Below are 17,664 nucleotides of genomic sequence, written 5' to 3'. Positions count from 1 at the left end.
TCCACTACCCCACTTCTCGATGGAGGAAGTGTCCATGCCCGAGGCGACACCGGCGCCGGCCCCGCCCGGGCCGGTCATCCCCCTCTCGGCGCTCCTCGCCCGCGAGGACCTGGGCCTGCGGCTGATCGCCGGGTCGCCGGATGCGGAGCTGCACTGGGTGCACCCCTCGGAGATGGCCGATCCGTACCCGTATCTGCTCGGCGGCGAGCTGCTGCTGACGGCGGGCGTGCAGCTGACGGACCCCGAGCGGTACGTCGCGCGCGTGGTCGCGGCGGGCGCGGCGGCGCTGGGCTTCGGTGTGACGCCGGTCTACGACACGGTGCCGGAGGCCCTGGTCGTGGCCTGCGCCCGGCACGGGCTGCCGCTGCTGGAGGTGCCGCCGAGGACGCCGTTCGCGGCGGTGGGGCGCGCGGTGTGGCGGCTCATGGCGCAGGCGCGCCACCACGAGCTGCGGCGCGTGACGGAGGCGCAGCAGTCGCTCGCGACCGCGGCGGCGCGGCCGGACCCGGTACCGGCGGTGCTGCACGCGCTGGCGTCCCGCCTGTCGGGCCGCGCCGCCCTGTACGCGCCGGACGGCACGGAATACGCGGCGGCCGGGCGGCCCGTGGAGCCGGGGGCCCGGGAGGCGCTGGTGCGCCTGGTCGGTGTGGTGCGGGCCGGCCCGCGGGCGCCGGCGTCGGCGACCGACACCTCGGGCGGGGCCCACCTGTCCGCGTACGCCCTCGGCGGCGACCTGCGCCTGACGCTGGCGCTCGCCACCGCGCGCCGCGAACCGGGCGACCACACGATCGCGGGCGTGGCGGTGGTGCTGCTGTCGCTGCTGACCGCTCCGCACCAGGGCGCCGACGAGGCCGCGCGCTCGACCGCCCTGGTGCGCCTGCTGCTGGGCGCCGCGCCCGCCGAGGTGGCCCCGCTGCTCGGCGAGGCCCCCTGGACCGTGGTGCACGCGCGCGGCGAGGGCCCGCCGCCGCCGCTGGGCACGCCGCTGCTGGACCTCGGGGAGCCGGGCGCCGTACGGGCCCTGCTGCCCGCCGGCCGGGAGCCGTCGCCGCACCCGGGCTGGACGCTCGGGGTCAGCGCCCCGGCCGCCCCCGACGCGCTCGGCGACGCTGACCTCCAGGCCGCCCGCGCCCTGCGCCGCGCCGAGGCCGGGCACGTACCGCTGGCGCGGCACCACCGGGAGGCGGGCCTGGCCGGGCTGATGGCGCCCGAGGAGGCGGCGGCGTACGCCCGCGACCTGCTGCACCCGCTGACGGAGTCCCTGGCCGAGACCCTGCGCACCTGGCTGTCGCTGCACGGCAGCTGGGACCGTACGGCCACGGCGCTCGGGGTGCACCGCAACACCGTGCGGCAGCGGATCGCGCGGTGCGCGGCGCTGCTGGAGGCGGACCTGGACGACGCGGAGGTGCGGATGGAGCTCTGGTTCGCGCTGCGGTGGCTGTGAGCCGTTGTGACATGAACGGCCCTGGACAGCAGGGCGCTGGCCGCAGGGGCGTCAAGAGCGCCCCGCGGCCTTAGGCGATGTCCCCCATCCACATGCGCCGTCCCAGCTCGTCGAGTTCCGCCTTGCGCTCCTCGTACTCGGGGAGGGCCCGGCCGAGCAGCGCCCAGAAGTCCGGGCCGTGGCCGTGGATCCTGACGTGGGCGAGCTCATGGGCGACGACGTAGTCCACCAAGTGCATGGGGAGCTGGAACAGCGGCCAACCAAGGTTCATCCGCCCCTTCTCCCGATCGCCGGGTCCGGGCCGGTAGCTGCCCCAGCGTCCACCGAGATCGGACACGACCAGGGCGGGCTCGGGCACTCCCATCCGGGCTGCCCACGGCTGAAGGCGCCCCCCGGCCCACCGCCGCCCGGCTCGGCAGTACCAGGAGGCGAGCGCTGTCCGCCCCAGCGCAGGGTCGGCGGCCTGCGCCGCACTGAGAGCGAGCCGCCCTGCGATCAGCCGCACCGGGGCCTCCACGGCGCACTCCTCGTCGATGGTGAGCCGGTACGTACGTCCCAGGTAGCGGAAGACCTCACCTTCCACGAGACGCTTCGGTGGGGTCAGGGGGCGGGTCCGTTCGCGGAGTGCCACCTTGTCCGCTACCCAGGACCGGTGTGCCCGGACGAAGTCCGCCGCGTCGGCCGCGGGACGCCCTTGCGGCGCGTGCAGTGTGACCTCGGCGTCCAGCTCCACGGTGAGCGCGAACCGTTTCCGCCGGGGGCTGACGCGTACGGCCAGCACCAGACCGTCAACGGCGAGCCGGTCGCCCTCGGCGAGGGCGGCCGGTGAGGCGGGGTCGATGGTGGAGGCGGTCACTCCGCCTATTCTCCCCTCAGCCTCGCCCGGAACGAGTCCTGGTTGTCATTGGCGTACGCCGCGAGTCCCTGGGCGAGCGCGCTGAGCGGATCCCATCCCGCGTCGCCCGGCAGCATCCCGTGGTGGAGAAGCGCGGTCTCGATTTCACCGGCGAGAAGAGTGATGTCCTGGTCCTGGCCCTGGTAGGACTTCTTGCCCATGACTCGGGCCGCCGTCTCGCACACCGCTTCGGCCACGGCCCGCAGGTCCGCCCCGCTCGTGTCGATGTCCGGGTTCTCCACCGCGTCCCTGTCCAGAAGGCGGTACACCACCTGCTCCAGCCGGGTGAGTCCCGCCAGCCTCGGATCTTCCTCGGTCTCCCGGCGCACCTGTTCGAAGAGCGGTCCGAACTCCTGGATCTGGTCCTCGAACCGGCCGGGCATCTCGCGCAGGATCTCCTCCAGCCGCTGCGAGAGCCTGGCGTACTTCTCCGGGTCCTCCCGCTTCACCCGCTCCTCCAGGTGGAAGCGCAGGGCATGCCCCATCTCGGCCGCCGCCTCGCGCGCGGGCATGGCTCGCACCTTCTCGTCGAACAACGGCGACGCCAGGGACACGGGGGCGATCACCTGGTCGATCTCCGGGCCTTCCAGGTGCTCGGCGATCAGCGAGCGCACCTTGCGTCCGTACATGCGCATGGTGAAGGCGCCCCCCGCCGCATCGCGGTGGAGAGTACGAATCCGCTTCTGGAGCAGCCCCCAGCGGCGGGCCTCGCCCACGTAGTCCAGGCCGCGCTCGTGCGGAAGGACCCGCTCCAGTGTGGCGAGGAACTCGTGCAGGACCTGATCGAAGTCCTGGCGGACGGTCTCGTCGTCGAAGGCCAGGGCGGCGGACCGCACGGCGGCGAAGTCGACGAGGTCGGCGTCGATGACACCGGCGTGGTCCCGGAGGTACCGGCGCACCTCCTCCGCCGCCGGTTCCAGAGCTTCGATCTCCACGGACATGCTGCGCATCGTGTCGTCGACGTCGGCCTTCTTGTAGTCGGCGAGCGCGCTGGTCAGGTGCTCGAAGACCCCGTAGTAGTCGACGACGTACCCGATCTCCTTGCCCGGCATGGGCCGGTTCACCCGGGCCACGGCCTGCAGCAGCTCGGCGTCCCGGATCGGCCGGTCAAGGTAGAGCGCCTGCTCACGCGGGGCGTCGAAGCCCGTGAGGAGCATGGACTTGACGATCAGGAAGGCGATGGGGCTCTCGGGGTGTACGGGGTCGGGTTCGGTGTTCGGCTTCCCGGCCTGGTCCGCGTCGTCCTGGGACCACGGGTTGCCGCCGGTCTCCGTCGGGGCTTGGGGCTCGTTCGCCGGGGCGTGGAAGGGCGTGGTGACGACCCAGTCGGGCTCTGGCGGCAGTACGGGGAACGCCTTGTGGAACCGCTCGATGTACGCGGCCTGCCGCACCGGGTCCGTCCAGTGCAGCCACTCGCGCCGCTTGCGCTCCTTGCCGGGCGAGACGACCGGCACGAAGTCGATCCGCCGCAGCAGCGACCGGAACGGATACGCCTGGAAGAGGTACCGGGTCCGCCGGTCCATCTGCTCGATCGGCGTCCCGGCGACCGACTCCGGACGGAACTCGGCCAGCTCGACCAGCAGGGCGTCCCGCGCCGCCCGCAGCGCGTGGTGGTACTCGACGGCCGCCTTCCGGCTGACCGCCGCGACCTGCGCCTTGAAGCCGCCGCCCGGTAGCACCGTGGTCACCCAGTGCTCCAGCATGTCCTCGGCCTTGGCACGGATCATCGGCGTCGACTCGGCGACGTCCCTCTCCGTGGGCCACCGGTGGAGCAGCTCACGCCGCTCCTCCTCACTGCGGTCCTTGATGAGGTCCTCGAAGCGCCGGTCCAGGCCCTCCTGGTCGAGGACCGTCCCCTCACCCGTGCGGCCCTCGTAGCGGATACGGACGACCACGCCGTCATGCTCGGCGTCCGCCATGCGGTACTCGTCCAGAAACCCCCGGTCGGGGCCGCCGCTGAAGATCCGGCGCGTGTCCTCGGCCTTACCGGTCATGATGGGGGTGCCGGTGAAACCGATCTTCGCCGCGTTGGGGATCGCCTTGCGCAGGGCGGCGTGCAGCAGCTTCGTGTGCGACCGGTGCGCCTCGTCGACGAGGACGAGAATGTCGGGCGAGGTGTTGCACTCGGGGAAGTTCGGCACCGGCGGCAGTTTCGCCGCGCGCCGCTCTCGCCGGGACTTCTCCGCCTCGTCGTACTCGGCGGCGAAGTCCCGGTCGTCGCCGTCCTCCTCGGCCTCGGCAGCGAAGGTGAAGCCGCCGGCCCCGTACTTCTGGATCATCGCGAACACGACCCGCCGACCGCCGTCCCGCAGCAGCCCCTCCATCTGGGCCGCGTTCTTGGCGGTCTCCACCTCGGACTCGCTCAGCCGCAGGGTGCCGGCGAGCTGTTCCTGCAACTGCGTCCGGTCGGTGACGACGACCACCATGAACTCGCTGAGCCGGTGGTGCAGATGCATCCGGCGGACGAGGAACGTCATGGTGAGGCTCTTGCCGGAGCCCTGGGTGTGCCAGATGACACCCCCTCGCTCGTCTTCGAGGACGGGTCCGCCGCGTGCCTTGCCAGTGAGCAGCTTGTGGACCGCCTTCTCGGCGGCCCGGTACTGCTGGTGCCGGGCGACGGCCTTGACCATCCGGGCGCCGCCCGCCTCGGTCGGTACGGTCATCGGGATGACGTAGTGCCGGACGATCCTGAGCAGTGCCGCCGGGCGCAGGACGACGCCCACCAGCTTGTGGCGCTCGTTGAGCTTGCCGACTCCGTCGGGGAGGTCGGCGATGAGCGCCGCCGGGTCCTCCGGCTCGACGCTCCGCCACGGGTGGAAGTGCTCCGGGGTGGAGGTGATCGTGCCGAGATAGGCGGTCTCCGCCGTCGCGGCCACGAGCAGCTGCACCGTACGGAAGAGTTCCGGGACTCCGGCGGGCAGCAGCCCGGCGGGGCCCCGCTCGTCATCGGGGAGTGGCGATCCGGCGTAGTGCCGCAGATCGAGGACCGCGCTGCGGATCGGGTCGGCGAGCTCAGAGCTCTTGCACTCGACGGCGACCAGCGGAATGCCGTTCACGAAGAGGACGATGTCGAGGACCGACACGTCACCGGACCGGTTCCGTACGCGGAGCTGGTCGACGACGGTGAACTCGTTGCGGTCGGCGCGCTCCTCGTGCCACTCGACATACTGGACGGTGGCGGACGGACCGCCGTGCGCGGCGGACGGGTTGAAGAGCGTCAGTCCGCTGAGGAGGAGATCGGTGGCCTCGAGGTTGGCCGCGTCGACACCCTGACCGAGGGAGACCGAGGCAAGTTCGGAGATCGACCGCCTGATATCTGTCAGGTCCATCCACGGCTGGCTGTCGTCGGCCCGGACGTTGATGCGGCGCAGCGCCTTGGTGAGCTGGTGATCGAGGAAGGGCGCTTCAACGTCGAGCGTGCCGACGTCCTTGCCGGGGATGTGCGTCCAGCCCATCGCCTGCAGCTGCGCGACGGTCGGCCGCTCCACCTCGTCCCGCTCGAACTGCATCGCCGCCATGCCCCCACGCCCTCTCGCCCGCCCACCACACCGTGCAGGTGATCCATTCTGCGCGATGGACGGAGGACGGGCGAGAGTTCAGGCCGCCGGACGGCTCCGACTATTCGGGGTGATCGGCGCGAACGGTGTCTCCGACCAGGCGGGCACCCCGGCTCCGTGCGACACGATGCACCTCCCGCAGGGACTCCGACAGACGGGCGACGACGTAGCGGAGTTGCTCGGGCGTCGCCGAACGGTCACTCAGCAGGTCCTCGACATGACCGAGGAGATCGGCGGCCATGCCGAGCTGCACGCTCTCGATGTTGTCGGCCACGCGGGAGACGTAGCCCTCGCCGTCACCGAGGAGATAACAGGGCTTCCCCTCGTCACCAGTCCGGGGGAGCAGCCGGGCGGCCTGCGTGGTGTGCCGGATCAAGCCGCGACCTCCCTTCCATGGATGACGCGGGGGCCGGTGTCGATGCCGTGCACGGCGAGCCGGAGGGAACGGCGGCGGCATCGTTGACGCCGGGCCTTGGCCTGAGGCGCTCGCGGGCGAGGAGGTAGGGCCTGACGAGGGGCTGTTGGCGGAGCAGATCACGCACTTGGTTCGCCTCGTGGAGGCGGGGCGCATCCGTGTCCACGTGCTGCCGTTCGGCGTCGGCGCCTACCGGCTGATCCAGGGCACGCTGAGCCTGTTGGAGTTCGAGGACCAGCCGCCCCTCGCCTACTCGGAAGGAAACAGCGATGGCACGGTCCACGACTCACCCGCGCTGGTCACCCGACTCCATAAGGTGCCTACGATCCGCACTGAGCGACGCGCTTTCGCTACAGGAATCGCTCGCTTTCCCGAGAGCAACGGCAAAGGACTACGAAAATCGTGGCTGACTACACCATCCCCGGCAGCTCCGCCCTGCGCGGCGGCTGGCGCAAGTCGTCATATAGCGGTCCCGAGGGAGGCAGCTGCGTCGAGGTCCGGGACGGCTACCCATCCGGCGTGCCGTCCGCGATTCGAAGACCCCGCATGGACCCGCGTTGATCTTCCCATGGTGCCAGCTGGTCATCCTTTGTCCCCAGCATCACGGACACCTTGGCCTGACTCAGGCATTTCCGTTCAGCAGGTCGTCCGCGAGTCCTTGCTTGATGAGTCGCAGGCGCGCCAGCTCCCGTCTCTCGCTCTCCACCTGTGCATCACAGGCACCGACGACGGAGACGAGCCTGGCCTGCTCCTCAGGCGAGACGAGCGGGAAAGCAAGCGCTCCGAAGCGATCTCCACCAAGGTGGGCGATACTCGTGGTCTTCTTCGCGATGCTGGCAAATACGCCGGTTTGAAGCCAGTATTCGAAAACGACCTGCGCATACTCAGGATGCAGCCCCTCCCCCGCACGAAACCTGATCAGGGTGTTCTGAAAGCAGAACTCACCCGCTGCCCTCTTGTAGATGGCGCTACGTCCGACCAGCTCCAGGCTTTGCCCCTCGTTCAAGAGGATGTCGCCAGGACGCAGCCCGTAGGTGAAGCGTTCCCTGGACGAGAACCCCATGGACTTCACGTCCGAGTAGTCGATTACTCCGGCGAGGACATTCGCCACACGCAGGTATGGGAACTGGCCCCCTGCTGCGCGACTCTCGGGTGAAAGTTGCTTCCCCATTCGAATACTTCCGACCTCGCACACAGGGATCGATTCCATGGGGATATCTGCCCGCGCGAGGCGTTCCATGAAGTTCTGCAGGACCCCTTCGCGAAGCTTGAGAAGCTTCGCGATCGAAGCTTGAACGGCGTGCTCCTGCGCCGACATCGCATCGATCACCTCGACGATTCGCCGCTGCTCGTTAAGCGGAGGAAGAAATAGAGGCTGTTCCAGATAGTCCCTGAATTTAAGGTTTACTAGACCTGTGGTCTGCTGCTGGTAACGCCAGATCTCAGGCGATCGGTAAACCTTGACGAGGACCTGCGTCAGAAAATCGGGGTCTACGACATCCAAGTTCGGCCGCATAGCGCGGAAGAAGTTTGAGCAGGCATACACGCGCCCATCAGTCCCCCCCTTATGGAGGGCCACCCTTCCCACAGGGGTCCCGGGGCCTCCACCCGATGCCTCGACGATGAGATCGCCAGCGATCAGCTCCTTTCGAGCCAGCTCTTGCGCAGAAAACACCCTTGGGGCAGGCTTACTGTAGTCAATACGGCCTTCATTATCGATATTCGTCGCCCGGAGCACATGTACATTCGGATTCACAGAGTCCGAAGGACTCTCCCCCCAAGCGCCCGCAAACACCTCATCCAGGACCTTCGACAGGCGTGTCGCAACCCAGCCACTAGTCCTCATAGCCCAGCTCCTTCAGGAATCCACCGAACCGCTCGGTAGCCTTCTCACGCAGGGCCTGAATCTCTCGAAACGAGACAGCGTACTTTTCCACCCAAGCCAAGTATGAATCGCTGAACTCCCGCCGACGCCGCACCACATGCCCCTCCAGCTTCCCCGCCAGGTCGTCGCGCAGCAGCTCAAGGACCACCCGGCGCTCCCCCTCCGGGTCCTCCGCCAACCGCTGCCGCGCCGCGGTCAGCCTCGGCGGGTCCTCCGCCAGCTTGTCGGGGTCTGGCCACGGGGTGAACCAGAACTCCGCCTCAAGCTTCTTGATGCGGGCCGCGGCCTTCGTCCGCTCCTTCTTCACGTGCGCCAGCTCCGCGAGCTGCTCCACGCTCAGCTCGGCCCGCTCCCGTGTGACAGCGTCCTCGTCACCCTCGGTCTCGCCGTCCTCCGAAGCCTCCGGCTCCGCGTTGAGTTCCTTCCAGCGCGCGTCCAGCTCCGCCTTGCGGGCGTCCGCGTCCGCCAGCTCCGTCAGGAACTCGGGGACGATCGCCGCGACCACCTTGTGGTCGTACGCCTGGCGCCGCTCCGCCGCCGTGCGCTTGCGCAGCTTCCGCGTCTTCGGGTCCTGTTCGGGGGCGAGCATCGTCTCGACGTTCTCGACCCAGCCGTCGAGGACTCCGGCGAAGCCGTTCTCCGACAGGGCCAGCAGGTCGTACTTGGCCTCGTACCACCAGCCGGCCACCGCGCCCGCGAGCGCGTACCGGTCGAGGAGGCCGATCCCGCCGAGCCGCTTCACGAACGACTCGATCAGCGAGCCCCGTACGGCCATCAGGGCCGCCTTGCGCTCCGAGGCCGTCAGGTCGGCCAGGCGCTCGTCGGTGGCGGCGACGGCCTCCAGGTGGCGGGCCTCCTCGTCCCACCACTTGGTGAAGGCCGTCCGCAACGCCTCCTCACGGGGGCGCGCCAGCTCCGCCAGCCGGGCCGTGTCCGGGCGCTCGCCCTCCGGGAGGAAGTCGACGTACGCCGGGTCCACCGGGTCCCGCTCCGCGAACAGGTCCTCCAGCCGGATCCCGTACGCGTCGAGCAGGTCCTGCTTCGCCGCGACCTCGGCGCGAGGCATCCCGCCCGTGAGGTGAGCCCGCACGTCTTGTGGCTCCGGCGGGGGCGTGTTGTCGACGTACCGGCGGATGTTGAGGTTGTAGTCGTTCTCCCGCAGTTCCTCGCGGTCGACCCACCGGGCGAAGCCGGGTACGTCCTCCTGCGCGCGAAACGTGGTGACGATCTTCTCCGCGTGCTCGGGGAGAAGTACGTTCTGCGCCCGCTCCGCGTGGTACTCGCGGTCCGCGTTGATGAAGAGGATCTTGCCCTCACGGTCGCGGTCCTTCTTGCCCGGAGGGCGGAGGACCAGGATGCAGGCGGGGATGCCCGTGCCGTAGAAGAGGTTCGGGGCGAGGCCGATGACCGCCTCGATCGCGTCCTTCTCGATCAGCTCGGCGCGGATGTCCCGTTCGCCGCCGCCCCGGAAGAGCACGCCGTGCGGCATGACCGTGATGACCATGCCTCCGCGTCCCTGCTGCTTGGTCATCCAGAGCATGTGCTGGAGGAACATCAGGTCGGCCTTGCCGCGCTCGCTCGTCGCGCCGTACTTCGCCCGCTCCGCCTTGTGCGGGAAGCTCTCGTACGAGTAGTCCATGGAGAACGGCGGATTGCTCAGCACGCCGTCGTAACGGTCGTCGTCCGACTTCGGGACGTGCGCCGGCTCCGACAAGGTGTCGCCGGTCCGCAGGTCGAAGCGGGTGCTGACGCCGTGCAGCACCATGTTCATCGTGGACATGATCCAGGAGCCGCTGTTGGCGTCCTGGCCCGCGAAGAACATGTTCGTGGCGTCGCCGCCGTGCTCCTCCACGTACTCCTTGGCGTGGATGAGCATGCCGCCCGAGCCGACGCAGGGGTCGTAGATGCGCGTGCCGTCCTTGGGGTCGAGCAGCTCGACCATCATCCGGACCACGGCGCGCGGGGTGTAGAACTCGCCGCCCTTCCGGCCGGCCGTGTCGGCGAACTCCTTGATCAGGTACTCGTACGCGGCACCGATCAGGTCCGGGAACTCGAAGTCGTCCGTCCTCAGGCGGACCCGCCCGAAGTGGGCGATCAGCAGCTTCAGCCGCTGGTCGGCGAGCTTGGCCGCGCCGGCCGTGGCGCCCGAGCCGCCGATGCGGTTGAAGTCGAGCTGGTCGAAGAGGCCCTTGAGCTTGGCGTTCTGTCCTTCGAGGGCCTGGAGCGCGGGCCGCAGGTATTCCTCGTTGATGTTGTGGGTGGCTGACGAGATCCTGGCCCAGCGAGCCTTCTCCGGAACGAAGAGGACTCCACTGGTGTTGTAGGGGGTCGGCTTCTCCAGCCAGCCTTCCAAATGTTCCCCGGTCAGGCCCCGTGGCGCGCTCTCCCTGATCCGCTCGCGCGCCGCCTCGAACTCGTCGTTGGCCCGCTTCAGGAACAGCAAGCCGAAGATGTAGTCCTTGTACTCGGAGGCGTCCATCGTGCCGCGGAGGATGTCCGCGGCGGCGAAGAGATGCCGCTCCAACTGCGCGAGCGTGAGCTTGGCCACGTCACCGTCTTCCCTACGAGCCGATACGACCAGGGAACCCTACGGTGATTCGGGGCCGGGGTGATAACCCGGACCCGGACTGTCACCCTCCGTCAGTACGCGGTGATGCCCAGGCCCTCCTCGACGAACTCGTACACATCCGTGTACGGGTCCCGCAGGTCCTTGGCCTTGTGCGCGGGGTGCTGGGCGTTAATCTCCTGGGCTCGCTTCTTCGCGAGGGCGAAACTGCCCTTCGGGATCTGCTCGGGCAGCACGCTCTTGATGTTCTCGGCGTCGTTCGCGAAGGGGAGAAGTTTCACCGCTTCCCGGCAGACACCGCCGAAGGTGCTTTGGACCGGCTTGTGGTGGAGCAGCCGCCAGAGCTCGAAGCAGGGGTGCGAGAAGGCGATCCGCACGCCCGCCTCTTTCGCCAGCTTGAAGGCGTCCGGAATCTGCTCGTGCTGATCCCTGTCAAAAAGGCACCAGACCTCGGGCCAGAACTTCTTGGCGATCTTCGCCTTCTTCGCGGTCCGCGTCTCCTCACGCATCAGCCGCGCCGCCGCCTCGACCAGGATTATGGGCTTGCGCTGCGACCCGGGCGCGGTCGCGTTGGCGATCCGGACCTCGATGCCCGTCACGCGAGCCCGTTCACGCACGATCCGGATGTACTCGGGCTCAGTCACCCGGCCCTCGGTGAAGACATGAACGATCTTGTTCCGTCGCTGTCCCTTGCTCGCGGGGCCCAGCGAGTCCTTTCCCTTCGCGTACGCCATCAGCTGCCGCTCCGCTCCGCCCCGTACGCGCGTTCCCGCTCATTCGCCGCCATCAGTCGCCGCGCGATCTGCCCCTCCAACAAGGCGGGAACGGCTCCGAAAGCCCCGGCCAGGTAGGACTTCATCAGGTCCTCTTCCTCTCCCGGCGAGGCGGCGGTCAGCGGATACAGCTGGGTCGCCCCGTCCTCGTCCTTCTCGGTGAGCCACACCTGCGCGGGCTCAAGGAGCCGACCGCCGCTCGGCGTGGTGAGCACGGACGGGTCGTGGGAGGTGAAGACGAGCTGCGCGCCCTTGGGATTGGCTTGGTGGTCGTGGAAGAGCCTGACGACCTCGGCCGCGAAACGCGGGTGCAGGCTGGCGTCAAGTTCGTCGACGAGCAGTACCGCCCCTTCGTCCAGGGCCAGCAGCAGCGGGCCGAGCAGGGCGAACCATGAGCGGGTGCCGTAGGACTCGTGCCGCCAGTCGAGGGGGACGTCTCCGGCCGCGGACCGGTGGGTGAGCCGGACCTCCGGGCGTCCCTTGCCTCCCTCGATCGTCTCCGCGCCGGTGATACCGAGGTCCGCGACCCGCAGCAGTTCGTTGATACGGCTTGCCCGGGTGCCTGACAGCTGGCGCGTCGTGAACGTCTCCCGTTCCTGGCGCTCCAGCTCGGGGTCGATCAGCCAGAGGTTCCGACGGAACCAGTGGAACAAGGGGGTGAGTTGCGGGTGGTTGTCCGTGCCCGCCGTGGAGAGCACCAGGGCATTCGGACGTGTACGCCGTTCCAGACCGGCGCGGTCCTTCACCCGGGCACCCGGCCAGTCGTAGACCTTGGGGCGCGAGGCGTCACGGTCCAGCCACACCTGCCGGTGACCGCGGGGGTAGCTGTGCAGCCACTCGGCCTCGACCCGCTCGGAGCCCAGCTCGAAGCCGTACGTCCAGCGGATCCCGTCGAGGACGAGATCCACCTCGTAGAAACTCGACTCCGCAGACCCCTTGGCGTCCAGTGCGAAGGGGACGCGGTCCGTGCCGTCGTACGAGGCCCAGTGCGCGTAGGAGTTCTGCACCGCGCTGCTCATGTCCGTCATCGCAGCAAGAACATTCGACTTGCCCGAGGCGTTGGCGCCGAAGATGCCCACCAGGGGGAGCACGCCCACTGAGCCCCCCGCGAGCTCAACGCGCCGCGCGGCGGCGCTCGGATCGTCCTCGGGTACGACGAACGACAGCTCCTGCTCGTCGCGCAGTGACCGCACATTGGCCGTGCGGAATCTCAGCAGCATGCCGGCCCCTCTCCGCCGCCAGCGTAGTAGGTGGGCACGACAGCGGCGCGCCCAGGTTCCGGACGCGCCGCTGCGGAGCTGTGGTGAGCCCTTGGGAGAGCCCCCGGATCAGTGGAGCTTGTTGACGGCGGTCTTCGTCGTGGTGCGGAAGGCGGTCAGCGGGGCGTCCTTGAGGTCGCCCATCTGGCCCCAGCGGACGAGGGTCACGGTGCGGCCGTCGCGGCCGACGGCGAACAGGTGGATGTCGCTGTTGCCGATCTGCGGGTCGGCGGTGTCCAGGCTGTAGACCCAGGCGCCCTCCTCGACGGCGAGCTTGCCGTGGGAGGCGCTGACGGCCTTCAGGCCCGGGTTCTGCCGCTCCAGCAGGGGCCCGCAGCCGGCGAGGGCCGTGCGGAGGGTGTCGACCAGCTTCACGGCGTCGGCCTCGGTGCGGGCGACGTTGGTGATCTGGACGCCGTAGGCGTCGAGCTCGTTGCTGAAATCGCGGTAGCGGCTGTTCTGCGCCGGGATCTTGTACGGGGCGCAGAGGGTGCCACCGTTCTCCGGGACGCCGGCGAAGACCTTGGAGGCGGTCCACGGCGTCGACGACTTCGGCATCTCGGAGGCGGCGAGGAAGGCGGGCTGGGCGGCGGCCTGCGCCGGGGCCGTGGCGAGGGCCGCGAGGCCCAGGGCGGCAGCGGCGGCGGCGGCGAATGCGGTACGGAGCTTGTTCACGGTGGTGGTTCCCCCGTCGGGTCGTTCGCTCGGTCAGTGCTCAACCAGCGTGGGGCCGGCGCCCGCCGCCTGCAACGATCACACGCCCACCATCCGTCCCGGAACCATTCCACCCCCACTGACGTGCAGGGATGTAAAGGGTGGGACGCAGGGTCGAGGGGGATGGAATGCCGAAGGACGCCGCCGTCGAGGAGTTCGCGGGGCTCGTCCGCACGCTGAAGGCGCGGGACGGGAGGAGTTACGAGGCGCTGGGCCGGCGCCTGAGCGTCAGCGCGTCCACACTCCACCGCTACTGCTCGGGCGCGACCGTCCCGGAGGGGTTCGCCGTGGTCGACCGCCTCGCCCTGCTGTGCGGGGCGGACGAGGAGGAACGGCGGGCCCTGGAGGCGGCCTGGACGGAGGCGGACCGCGCCCGCCGCCGAACGGCCTCGCCCGTGCCCTCGCCTGTGCCTGTGCCGGCCATGTCGGCCGCGCCGGAACCGGCCGCGCCGGAACCGAACCCGGAACCGTCCGCGCCGGCCCCGACCGCGCCGGAGGCGCCACGCGCCCGCCCCCGTCGTGCCGTCCCCGCTCCCCTCCTCGTCGCCGTCGCCGTCGCCCTCGTCGTGCTCGCCCTCGCCGCCGCCCTGCTCGGCCGCCCCACCCGTACGGCTTCCGCCCCCGCCCCCGCTCCCGCTTCCACCCCTCCGGGGCGGCCCGCCGCCCCCCTCCCCTTCACCTGGACCATCGGTTCCGAGCTCTGGCAGGGCGGCTGCGGTCACACCTACCTCGTGGACCGGGCCCCCGGCGCGGTCGCCCCGCCGCCGGTCGCGGCCGACTCCGGGGCGTGGGCCGGGACGCACGGTGCCGTGCACGGCGGGGAGGCGCTGGTGCGGATCACGCTCCAGGGCCGGTCCCCGTCCGACGCCGTCGTCCTCCACGCCCTGCACGTGCGCGTGGTCGACCGGGCCGCACCACTGCCGTGGACCGCGTACCGGATGGACAACGGCTGCGGCGGCGCCGTCACTCCCCGCCACTTCGCCGTGGACCTCGACCGGCCGCGCCCGCTCGCGAGGCCCGTCGACGGCGTCGACGCCTCCGGCGCCGAGGTCCGGACGATCCCGGCCGTCTCCTTCCCGTACAAGGTCACCTCCTCCGACCCCGAGGAGCTGCTCGTCTCCGCCCGGACGGCGGGCTGCGACTGCCGCTGGTACCTGGAGCTGGAGTGGAGCGCCGGGGGCCGTTCGGGGACGGTGCGGATCACGGACGGCGGGAAGCCGTTCCGCACGAGCGGGACCGCGGGGAGGCCGGCGTACGGGTACGACTCCACCGAAGGGCGCTGGATCACAGACGCGGAGTCTGGACAGACCGGGTGACCGATGAGTAACTTCGTCTGACATAGGCTGAGCAAGCGCTTAGGCACATGCCGGAGCGTGGGAGCGACCGGCCGGACCAGGACAGGAACCGAAGGAGGCGGCTCGTGCGCCGTACCGTATTCAACGAGGACCACGAGGCGTTCCGGGAGACCATCCGCGCCTTCATCGAGGCCGAGGTCGTCCCCGTCTACGACGAGTGGTTCGCGGCCGGCCAGGCGCCCCGCGACTTCTACTACAAGCTCGGCGAGCTGGGCGTCTTCGGCATCAACGTGCCCGAGGAGTTCGGCGGCGCGGGTCTGGACACCCACAAGTTCGAGGCCGTCCTGTACGAGGAGACGGCGCGCGCGGGCGTGCAGTTCGGCGGCTCGGGCGTGCACGTCCTGCTGGCCCTGCCCTACCTCAAGATGCTCGCCACGGACGAGCAGAAGAAGCGCTTCCTGCCGAAGTTCGTCACCGGCGAGGAGATGTGGGCGCTGGCGATGACCGAGCCGGGCACCGGCTCCGACGTCGCGGGCATGAAGACCACCGCCAAGCTCTCCGAGGACGGCACGCACTACGTCCTCAACGGTGCCAAGACCTTCATCACCGGCGGTGTCCACGCGGACCGCGTCATCGTCTGCGCCCGCACCGCCGCCCCCACCGCCGAGGACCGCCGCTTCGGCATCTCGCTCTTCGCGGTGGACACCAAGTCCGAGGGCTACTCGGTCGGCCGCAAGCTGGACAAGCTGGGCCTGAAGACCTCCGACACCGCCGAGCTGGCCTTCGTCGACGTCAAGGTCCCGGTCGAGGACCTCCTCGGCGAGGAGGGCAAGGGCTTCTACTACCTCGGGCACAACCTGGCCTCCGAGCGCTGGGGCATCGCCTTCGGCGCGTACGCGCAGGCCGCCGCCGCCATCCGGTTCGCCCAGCAGTACGTCACCGACCGCACGGTCTTCGGCAAGCCGGTCGCGTCCTTCCAGAACACCAAGTTCGAGCTGGCCGCCTGCCAGGCCGAGGTGGACGCCGCCCAGGCGGTCGCCGACCGCGCCCTGGAGGCCCTGGACGCCGGCGAGCTCACCCCGGCCGAGGCCGCGAGCGCCAAGCTGTTCTGCACCGAGGTCGCCCACCGCGTCATCGACCGCTGCCTCCAGCTGCACGGCGGCTACGGCTACATGAACGAGTACCCGATCGCCCGCCTGTACGCGGACAACCGCGTCAACCGCATCTACGGCGGCACCAGCGAGATCATGAAGACCATCATCGCCAAGTCGATGGGCCTGTAAGCCAGGTGACGGAACCGCTCGACGCCCTGCTCGATCTGCTCGACCTGGAGCGGATCGAGCAGGACATCTTCCGCGGCGAGTCCCGGTCGGCCCTCGTCCCGCGCGTGTTCGGCGGCCAGGTCGCCGCGCAGGCGCTGGTCGCGGCCGGCCGGACCGTCCCGGAGGACCGGCTCGCCCACTCGCTCCACGCGTACTTCCTGCGCCCCGGTGACCCGGGCGCGCCGATCGTCTACACCGTGGACCGCATCCGCGACGGCCGCTCCTTCACCACGCGGCGGGTCGTCGCCGTCCAGCACGGCCAGCCGATCTTCCACCTCTCGGCGTCGTTCCAGACGTACGAGGAGGGCCTCAACCACCAGGCGGCCATGCCGCCCGCGCCGGACCCCGAGACCCTCCCCACGGCCGCCGAGATCCTGCCGCGCCACCTCCCGGCCCCGGTCGCCGAACGCCTCATCGAGGCCCGCGCGGCGGTCGACCTGCGGTACGCCGACACCCCGCCCTGGGGCAGCGTCGGCGAGCCGCGCGAGCCCCGGTCGCAGGTCTGGTTCCGCACCAACGGCAAGCTCGCCGACGACCCGCTGCTCCACGTCTGCCTGGCGACGTACGTCTCCGACATGACGCTGCTCGACTCGGTCCTGCTCGCCCACGGCCGCGGCGGCTGGGCGGTCGGCGACGTGGTCGGCGCGTCCCTGGACCACGCGATGTGGTTCCACCGCCCCTTCCGCGCCGACGACTGGCTCCTGTACGACCAGGAGTCCCCGTCCTCCTCGGGCGGCCGGGGTCTGGGCCAGGCCCGCATCTGGACCCGGGACGGCCGCCTCGCGATCTCGGTCATCCAGGAGGGCGTGGTGCGGGTGCCGCGGGGGTGAGGCGTCGACGCGGTGCGCTTCGACCCGGGCGGGCATATGCTTCATATGCCAACGCCATAGGGAGGATATGCCGTGTCGAATCTCTACGTCGAGGTGGACGACGACGCCCTGGCCGAGGCCGCGTCGATACTGGGCACGACCACGAAGAAGGACACGGTCAACGCCGCGCTGCTGGAGGTGGCGAAACGCCGTCGGCGCCTCAAGGCCCTCGAGGAGCTCGCGGCCATGGGCGAGCGCGGTGACTTCGACGTACTCCTGACCAAGGAGAACTACCGCGGATGAGCCCGGTCACTCATCTCATCGACACCTCCGCCGCGGCACGGATCCTCACGGACAAGGGTGTACGCGAGCGCTGGAGCGATCACCTCGCCGAGGGGGTCATCGGCATGTGCGAGATCACCGAGCTGGAGATGCTCTTCTCCGCGCGTTCTCTCGCCGACCGCTTGGAGAAGCAGGAACTGCTCACCGAACTCTTCAACTGGACGCCGGTCCCCGACGGCGTCTACCGCCGGGCCGGCGCCGTGCAGCGCACGCTCACGAAGCGCGGCGAGCACCGCAGCGCCGGCCCGGTCGACCTGCTGATCGCGGCCACGGCCGAGCTGTCCGGGCTGACGGTCCTGCACTACGACGCGGACTTCGAGACCGTGGCACGCGCGACCGGTCAGCCCACGCTGTGGGTGGCTCCCCCGGGCACCCTGTGACAGCGGGG

15 protein-coding genes and 1 pseudogene are annotated in these 17,664 nt (G+C 70.1%); 8 read left to right on the top strand and 8 right to left on the bottom strand.

Annotated elements, in window-relative coordinates; translation table 11 throughout:
- Positions 1-34: 34 nt before the first annotated feature.
- Positions 35-1,444, top strand: coding sequence for a PucR family transcriptional regulator ligand-binding domain-containing protein (locus AC07FJ_RS00395; protein ID WP_479043715.1), 1,410 nt, complete (start codon positions 35-37; stop codon positions 1,442-1,444).
- A gap of 70 nt (positions 1,445-1,514) precedes the next feature.
- Here the strand turns inward: AC07FJ_RS00395 and AC07FJ_RS00390 are convergent, their stop codons facing one another.
- From AC07FJ_RS00390 to AC07FJ_RS00380, 3 genes are all read right to left on the bottom strand, one after another.
- The gene (locus tag AC07FJ_RS00390) at positions 1,515-2,300 is read right to left on the bottom strand and encodes a M48 family metallopeptidase (RefSeq protein WP_479043713.1); all 786 of its coding nucleotides are present in this window, start codon (positions 2,298-2,300) and stop codon (positions 1,515-1,517) included.
- A 5-nt stretch (positions 2,301-2,305) separates the two neighbouring features.
- The gene (locus AC07FJ_RS00385) at positions 2,306-5,857 is read right to left on the bottom strand and encodes a type I restriction endonuclease subunit R (RefSeq protein ID WP_479043710.1); all 3,552 of its coding nucleotides are present in this window, start codon (positions 5,855-5,857) and stop codon (positions 2,306-2,308) included.
- A gap of 100 nt (positions 5,858-5,957) precedes the next feature.
- Positions 5,958-6,272, bottom strand: coding sequence for a hypothetical protein (locus tag AC07FJ_RS00380; protein ID WP_479043709.1), 315 nt, complete (start codon positions 6,270-6,272; stop codon positions 5,958-5,960).
- Between the two features lie 178 nt (positions 6,273-6,450).
- Between AC07FJ_RS00380 and AC07FJ_RS00375 the strand changes: the two are divergent.
- Both AC07FJ_RS00375 and AC07FJ_RS00370 read left to right on the top strand, forming a co-directional pair.
- Positions 6,451-6,567 (top strand): annotated as a pseudogene (locus tag AC07FJ_RS00375) (Scr1 family TA system antitoxin-like transcriptional regulator); the annotation flags it as partial.
- A 146-nt stretch (positions 6,568-6,713) separates the two neighbouring features.
- Positions 6,714-6,872 (top strand): DUF397 domain-containing protein, encoded by a 159-nt coding sequence (locus tag AC07FJ_RS00370; protein WP_479043706.1) that lies wholly within the window; start codon positions 6,714-6,716, stop codon positions 6,870-6,872.
- A 61-nt stretch (positions 6,873-6,933) separates the two neighbouring features.
- Here AC07FJ_RS00370 and AC07FJ_RS00365 read toward each other — a convergent pair whose 3' ends face one another.
- From AC07FJ_RS00365 to AC07FJ_RS00345, 5 genes are all read right to left on the bottom strand, one after another.
- Positions 6,934-7,815 (bottom strand): restriction endonuclease subunit S, encoded by an 882-nt coding sequence (locus AC07FJ_RS00365; protein ID WP_479043704.1) that lies wholly within the window; start codon positions 7,813-7,815, stop codon positions 6,934-6,936.
- Between the two features lie 331 nt (positions 7,816-8,146).
- The gene (locus AC07FJ_RS00360) at positions 8,147-10,744 is read right to left on the bottom strand and encodes a type I restriction-modification system subunit M (RefSeq protein ID WP_479043702.1); all 2,598 of its coding nucleotides are present in this window, start codon (positions 10,742-10,744) and stop codon (positions 8,147-8,149) included.
- 92 nt (positions 10,745-10,836) lie between these two features.
- Complete coding sequence (locus AC07FJ_RS00355) at positions 10,837-11,496, bottom strand: RloB family protein (protein ID WP_479043700.1); 660 nt, start codon at positions 11,494-11,496, stop codon at positions 10,837-10,839.
- Positions 11,496-12,755, bottom strand: a complete 1,260-nt coding sequence (locus AC07FJ_RS00350) for an AAA family ATPase (RefSeq protein ID WP_479043698.1) — start codon at positions 12,753-12,755, stop codon at positions 11,496-11,498. Before AC07FJ_RS00350 ends, AC07FJ_RS00355 begins: the two co-directional genes overlap by 1 nt.
- 108 nt (positions 12,756-12,863) lie before the next feature.
- Positions 12,864-13,469 carry a hypothetical protein gene (locus AC07FJ_RS00345; protein WP_479043695.1) on the bottom strand — a complete coding sequence of 202 codons (606 nt, stop codon included), beginning with the start codon at positions 13,467-13,469 and terminating at the stop codon, positions 12,864-12,866.
- A 167-nt stretch (positions 13,470-13,636) separates the two neighbouring features.
- Here AC07FJ_RS00345 and AC07FJ_RS00340 point away from each other — a divergent pair, with 167 nt between their 5' ends.
- From AC07FJ_RS00340 to AC07FJ_RS00320, 5 genes are all read left to right on the top strand, one after another.
- Complete coding sequence (locus tag AC07FJ_RS00340) at positions 13,637-14,824, top strand: helix-turn-helix domain-containing protein (RefSeq protein ID WP_479043692.1); 1,188 nt, start codon at positions 13,637-13,639, stop codon at positions 14,822-14,824.
- A gap of 104 nt (positions 14,825-14,928) precedes the next feature.
- Complete coding sequence (locus AC07FJ_RS00335; RefSeq protein ID WP_403551148.1) at positions 14,929-16,086, top strand: acyl-CoA dehydrogenase family protein; 1,158 nt, start codon at positions 14,929-14,931, stop codon at positions 16,084-16,086.
- A 5-nt stretch (positions 16,087-16,091) separates the two neighbouring features.
- On the top strand, positions 16,092-16,955 hold the full coding sequence (tesB, locus tag AC07FJ_RS00330) for an acyl-CoA thioesterase II (protein WP_479043690.1): 864 nt from the start codon (positions 16,092-16,094) through the stop codon (positions 16,953-16,955).
- Positions 16,956-17,027: 72 nt separating this feature from the next.
- A complete protein-coding gene (locus AC07FJ_RS00325; protein ID WP_479043688.1) occupies positions 17,028-17,237 on the top strand; it encodes a type II toxin-antitoxin system VapB family antitoxin in 210 nt (69 codons plus the stop codon).
- Positions 17,234-17,656: a PIN domain-containing protein gene (locus tag AC07FJ_RS00320; RefSeq protein ID WP_479043685.1), complete on the top strand. Its 423-nt coding sequence runs from the start codon at positions 17,234-17,236 to the stop codon at positions 17,654-17,656. The genes AC07FJ_RS00325 and AC07FJ_RS00320 overlap by 4 nt, the downstream gene beginning before the upstream one ends.
- Positions 17,657-17,664 lie beyond the last annotated feature (8 nt).

This window comes from Streptomyces sp. NPDC045998, from assembly GCF_056430285.1.
Note: the sequence above shows the minus strand (reverse complement) of the source record. Positions and strands in the feature narration are given on the sequence as shown.